The organism is Streptomyces polygonati (assembly GCF_042650325.1).
Taxonomy (GTDB): domain Bacteria; phylum Actinomycetota; class Actinomycetes; order Streptomycetales; family Streptomycetaceae; genus Actinacidiphila; species Actinacidiphila polygonati.
Genome location: NZ_JBHSBB010000066.1, coordinates 1 through 747 on the forward strand (window position 1 = coordinate 1; position 747 = coordinate 747).

Here is a 747-nt window from a genome sequence, read left to right on the forward strand (position 1 = left end):
ACTCGGCAAGTGCTGGGAAGAGCCGATCAAGGAACGGGCCCTGCTCGTCCTGGCCAACATCGACCCCGCGCTGTGCGCGCAGGTCGCCGCTGGACTGGGCCTGCCCGCTCCGTCGCCGACGGTTTCCCTCGCTGAGCCCGAGCCGAGCCCGGCGCTGTCGCAGCTCGGCGGTACCTGGCCGCTGGACGGCCGGATCGTCGGCATCGTCACCGCCGGCGACCAGGATCCGACCGGGGTCCGGTCCGTACGTCAGGCGGTGCTGGACGCGGGCATGGTCCCGCTGGTGATCGCCCCGACCGGCGGAAAGCTCGACCAGGACGGTGAGCCGATCGCTGTGCAGCGCACCTTCGCCACCGCCCGCTCCATCGAGTTCGACGCGATCCTGCTGGCCGGGGCACCGGCCCCGGGCGCTGACTCCTACGGTGCCCGCGACGCCAAGGTCGACGACGACACGGCAGTGGGGGCGGGCATCGACCCGCGGGTGCTGTTGATGATCAGCGAGGCATACCGGCATGGTAAGGCCCTGGGAGCCTGGGCCGGCGGGGCCGACGCACTGGAGGCGGCAGGCGTCGCCGCCGACGCTCCCGGCGTGGTGGCCGCCGACAGCGGCGAAACGGCGTTGGCGGCCATCAGCGAATTGCTGGCCCGCCACCGCGCCTGGGACCGCTTTACCCCGGCTGTCTGACCCCCGATCTGTCCCGAGGTCCGCCATCCGGAGCGGGGCGGCAGACCTCAGGACAGCCTCGG

1 pseudogene is annotated in these 747 nt (G+C 72.8%); it reads left to right on the forward strand.

The window, feature by feature from the left end:
• A pseudogene (locus tag ACFO3J_RS35945) lies at nt 1-685 on the forward strand (catalase HPII); the annotation flags it as partial.
• Nucleotides 686-747: the final 62 nt, after the last annotated feature.